This is a genomic window from Komarekiella delphini-convector SJRDD-AB1, assembly GCF_014831675.1.
In the GTDB taxonomy this organism is placed as follows: Bacteria; Cyanobacteriota; Cyanobacteriia; order Cyanobacteriales; family Nostocaceae; genus Komarekiella.
Window position 1 is genome coordinate 1 of record NZ_VJXY01000127.1, and the last position, 4,445, is coordinate 4,445.

At 41.9% G+C, this 4,445-nt stretch carries 6 protein-coding genes; 4 read left to right on the forward strand and 2 right to left on the reverse strand.

Annotated elements, in window-relative coordinates; genetic code table 11:
* Positions 1–425: DinB/UmuC family translesion DNA polymerase (locus FNW02_RS37295; protein ID WP_461824394.1), on the forward strand; the 425-nt coding region annotated here is incomplete at its 5' end.
* Positions 426–502: 77 nt separating this feature from the next.
* Here FNW02_RS37295 and FNW02_RS37300 read toward each other — a convergent pair.
* Positions 503–718, reverse strand: coding sequence for an HVA1 family protein (locus tag FNW02_RS37300; protein ID WP_191762491.1), 216 nt, complete (start codon positions 716–718; stop codon positions 503–505).
* A gap of 451 nt (positions 719–1,169) precedes the next feature.
* Positions 1,170–1,430, reverse strand: a complete 261-nt coding sequence (locus FNW02_RS37305) for a hypothetical protein (protein ID WP_225226283.1) — start codon at positions 1,428–1,430, stop codon at positions 1,170–1,172.
* A gap of 555 nt (positions 1,431–1,985) precedes the next feature.
* Between FNW02_RS37305 and FNW02_RS37310 the strand changes: the two genes are divergently transcribed.
* The 3 genes from FNW02_RS37310 (at position 1,986) to FNW02_RS37320 (ending at position 4,353) form a co-directional block, all read left to right on the forward strand.
* Positions 1,986–2,618 (forward strand): response regulator transcription factor, encoded by a 633-nt coding sequence (locus tag FNW02_RS37310; protein WP_191762493.1) that lies wholly within the window; start codon positions 1,986–1,988, stop codon positions 2,616–2,618.
* A 334-nt stretch (positions 2,619–2,952) separates the two neighbouring features.
* Positions 2,953–3,684 carry a response regulator transcription factor RpaB gene (rpaB, locus tag FNW02_RS37315; RefSeq protein WP_191762494.1) on the forward strand — a complete coding sequence of 244 codons (732 nt, stop codon included), beginning with the start codon at positions 2,953–2,955 and terminating at the stop codon, positions 3,682–3,684.
* Between the two features lie 9 nt (positions 3,685–3,693).
* On the forward strand, positions 3,694–4,353 hold the full coding sequence (locus FNW02_RS37320) for an SDR family oxidoreductase (protein ID WP_191762495.1): 660 nt from the start codon (positions 3,694–3,696) through the stop codon (positions 4,351–4,353).
* Positions 4,354–4,445 lie beyond the last annotated feature (92 nt).

Genomic DNA, 4,445 nt, shown 5'->3' on the forward strand with positions numbered 1-4,445 from the left:
ATTACTATAAAATTGCCAGAGCGGAAGATGACCGCCCAGTTGAGTCAAATCGAGTTCGGAAGTCGATTGGTGCAGAAACCTCATTTGCACAGGACTTAAGCGATGTCGGTCAGATGTTGCTTGAACTTGAACAAATTGCCTCTGTTGTGGAGCAACGGTTAGAGCAGCATGAAACGCGAGGTCGCACATTAACATTGAAAGTCAAGTTTTTTAACTATCAGCAAATAACACGTAGTAAGACAATGATTACTTCAATTGGTGAAGTGGCCATGATTTCTGAGATAGCTAAAGCACTGTTTGAGTCAATTGACCTAGAGAACCGCAGTATCAGGTTACTGGGTATTTCCTTGTCCAATCTGGATAACGTAAGACAATCACAAGTGATTCAATTGCCACTATTTAAGAATGGAAGTACTACCTTTTAAGGAGTATCTAACAATTGCCCACTATTAGCCACCATTAGATAATATTTACAAATAAACTTGTAACTTATACCTGAGCATTACTCTTCTACTTTCTTTAGGGTATCAGGCTTGTGAGCAGCTTCGTTTCCTGTCTGATCACTTTTGACTACATACTCTGGGTTATCAACACTTGCAGCGATATGGTTTCCTCTCAAGTTTGTAGGTGAAGTGAGCTTTTGTACTACTTCGCCAGTTTTCACGCCTTGTAGAGCTTTCCATTCAACCTTATCGCCTGTTTTGAATTGTTCAGCCACAACAGTTTCCTATTTGATGTTTGTACCTTTTCAAGTCACATGATGTTTGTGATTTCAAAGATATTCATCATTCTAGTGATAGAGAAAATGCTCGCTCCGACTTTTCACTTTTTAGCGGCTCAATCCCTATTTGCTTCTTTTAAGACGATGCTGCAAAGTATGTTTGTATTATTGGTATTAGATACAAGGCAAAACTACATTTTAGTAAAATCAATCACCAAAATGTAGTCAACACATTAACATCTCCTTGCGTCATCCAATTAAGAATGATACTACAGGATACCAACTGTCAAAACTTAATTCAATTTGTATGCAACGTGTCCCAGGCTTTTATTCCTTTGATAATTGATGTATCAAAAAACTATATGTTACTACAAACCAAATTTTATATACTCAAGTAGGAAAACAGAGTGATGAATCTTCCTATACTTTCTCCTCTGTTATGTACACTTCACCCACAGAAATCATCCACCCTCAGTTCCCGCCAGACATCAGACGCTTGCCAGCCAGAGTTACCAAGGGAGTGCAGAGGGCTATAGCTTTCGGGAATATAGTCCGATTGTGATGCTTGCATATATGCATGTGGCTCAGAATCAACTACTGGTTCAGGAATACCCTGAATCTCAGGTATCTCAATCGCTTGGGTAGGTGGTGGGGTTGCGTCTGTTTTTTTGCGAATCGGCTTGGCAGTTTTTTTAATAAGTCGTCGCATATCCATAAGAAACTTTCTGGGTAAACACGGTCAGGATCTCCCCGAATATAGCAAATTCTCAAGGGAATCCGACTGCTAACTGCTGTTTCCATCGCTGAATGCTCTAGCATTCTGTACTTCACTTAAAGCGATCGCTATTCACCGAAGAAGCGGAGGGGCAGGGAGCAGGGAGCTTTCTTGAGCAAGCCCTGTCCTGGAGCCGTGGAGCGAGCGGAACATGGGTATGTTCGCGGAGCGTCTCGTAGAGAAGCCCCGCACTTGGCGGGCGCTCTTGCTGGGGCGGAGTCACAAGCTCCATCTCAGCTTTCCCCCTTGCTCCCTGCTCCCTGCTCCCCTGCCTCTTTTGACCAGCACAATTAAATATATCTTTAGAAATATTTCTCCGGATGAGATAGCAAATATGATGTTAGGAGAATACCCTATGTAAATTAGTATGTTCCCTATGGATACCTAAGTAACAATTTAGATATCCTCATTGACTTGTGTAAAGAGATTGTAGATGACTGCACGTTTCTTTATTATTGTTTGATTTGATATACAGGCAAGAATTCTCCAATGATTCGACTTCTGCTTGTGGACGACCAAACTATGTTTTGCCAGGGATTAGCTTCTTTGCTATCGCTCGAAGAAGATTTAAGTATAGTCGGTCAGGGAAGTAATGGTAATGAAGCGCTCGCCCTTGCCAAACAATTACAGCCTGATGTAATTCTCATGGATGTGCGAATGCCTGTATGTGATGGGGTGGTTGCAACGCGTCAAATCCATCAACGCTATCCTTGGATACGAATTTTGGTGCTGACAACCTTCGATGAAGATGAATATATCTGGCAATCTCTGCAAGCTGGTGCTTTAGGTTATCTACTCAAAAGCACTCCTTCTGGGCAGTTGGCTGCTGCTATCCGCACTCTCTATCAAGGATACAGCCAACTCGGCCCGACTATTGCCCCAAAAGCATTTTCTCAGATAAATCCTTCTACCAACAAACAGAACTATGAGTTTTTGTTAAGCGAGCGCGAACTGGAAGTGTTGAGGTTACTGGGGCAGGGAAAGAACAATCGAGAAATTGCCAGTGAACTTCATCTGACTGAAGGGACGATTAAAAACCACATTACCCGAATTTTATCTCAACTGAGAGTGCGCGATCGCACTCAGGCAGCTCTTTGGGCACAACAAAATGGCGTAGTGTGAATGCTAAAACGTCTTTATTGCACTTTAAGAAACCCGACCGTTTCTCGCTCTTGTCAGAAGAAACTTTATCTGTACCCTGAGTCAGGGCAAACGCATCTAAAGTATAAGAATCCTTTAATAGCAGGGGTTTTGGTGTTTTTAAATTGAGCCAATTTTTTTGTCAATATCCTTATCCAGCAAGGGTTTCAGAAATCTCGCGCGTTCGCTCTGTACCCTGAGTTGACTTTGATAAAACTGATATTTGCAAGAGCTTTATCTTTCAACCATTCTAGCCTGATAATAGAAAGTTAAGAGTTAACAGTTCCATGCTCGTCATTAAGGAGCATACACAGACGTGGAAAGCCATAAAGGAAAAATCCTAGTGGTAGACGACGAACCTGGTATTCGCCGGATTTTAGAGACACGTCTTTCCATGATTGGCTACGATGTAATCACAGCCAGAGATGGCAAAGAAGCTTTGTCAGCTTTCCGTCAACAAACTCCTGATTTGATAGTTTTGGATGTGATGATGCCAAAGCTAGACGGCTTTGGTGTGTGTCAAGAATTACGCAAAGAGTCAGATGTACTAATTATTATGCTTACAGCCTTGGCAGATGTCGCAGACCGAATAACTGGGCTAAAATTAGGTGCTGATGACTACATGGCAAAACCATTCTCCCCCAAGGAGCTAGAAGCTCGAATTGCAAGACTAATGGGGCGGCGCTTCTACAAAACCAGTATCAATGCTATTCCTAATTCCGGGATAATCCATGCTGGAAATCTCAAAATCGATACAACTAAGCGACAAGTTCACAAAAATGCTCAGCGCATTCGCCTAACAGGTGTAGAGTTTAGCTTGCTAGAGTTGTTAGTAAACCATGCTGGAAAAGTTTTTTCCCGATTAGAAATATTGCAGCAATTGTGGGGTTATGTTTCAGAGCATCATATAGACACCCGCATGGTAGACGTGCATATCTCTCGATTGCGGACAAAGGTAGAAGACGATCCCAACAATCCAGAATTCATTATTACAGCAAGAGGTAGTGGTTATTTTTTCCCACGAATTGTTGAATCAGAACAGGAATAATAGAAAAATATGAGTAAGCTCATCTTAATTACAGGCATAAGTAAAGGTCTAGGTTATGCGATGACCGAGGGTTTTATTCAACAGGGGCATACTGTTATTGGTTGCGCCCGTTCATCAGATGCTATTGATAAAATACGCCAAAACTTTAGTGCGCCCAACGACTTCACATCTGTAGACGTGGCAGATGAACACCTTGTAAAAAAATGGGCACTAGACGTACTTCAAAAATATTCACCGCCAGATATAGTGATAAATAATGCGGCGATTACCAATTATCTAGCACCTTTGTGGGAAATACCATCCGAAGAATTTTCTGATTTGATAGATATCAATATCAAAGGAGTAGCGAATATAATTCGCCATTTCGTACCAGCAATGGTGAAAAACAAACGGGGCATTATTGTTAACTTTAGTTCTGGCTGGGGACGTTCGACTTCAGCCCAAGTTGCCCCATACTGCGCTTCCAAGTGGGCAATAGAAGGATTAACTCGTTCTTTGGCACAAGAATTGCCAACTGGTATGGCAGCTATACCCCTCAATCCAGGTATCATTTATACAGATATGCTTTCTATTAGCTTTGGAGAAGAAGCTGCTAATTATACACCCGTGTCCGATTGGGTATTGAAAGCTGTTCCATTTATCAATACTCCGGACAAAATTAGGCGGTAATAACGCCGTAAGACCGTAGGTTTTGGTAGTTAGGATGGGATTTAATTATAGTCGGCGAGAGTCCTAACGTTGAAATAAAGGTGTCGAGCAAA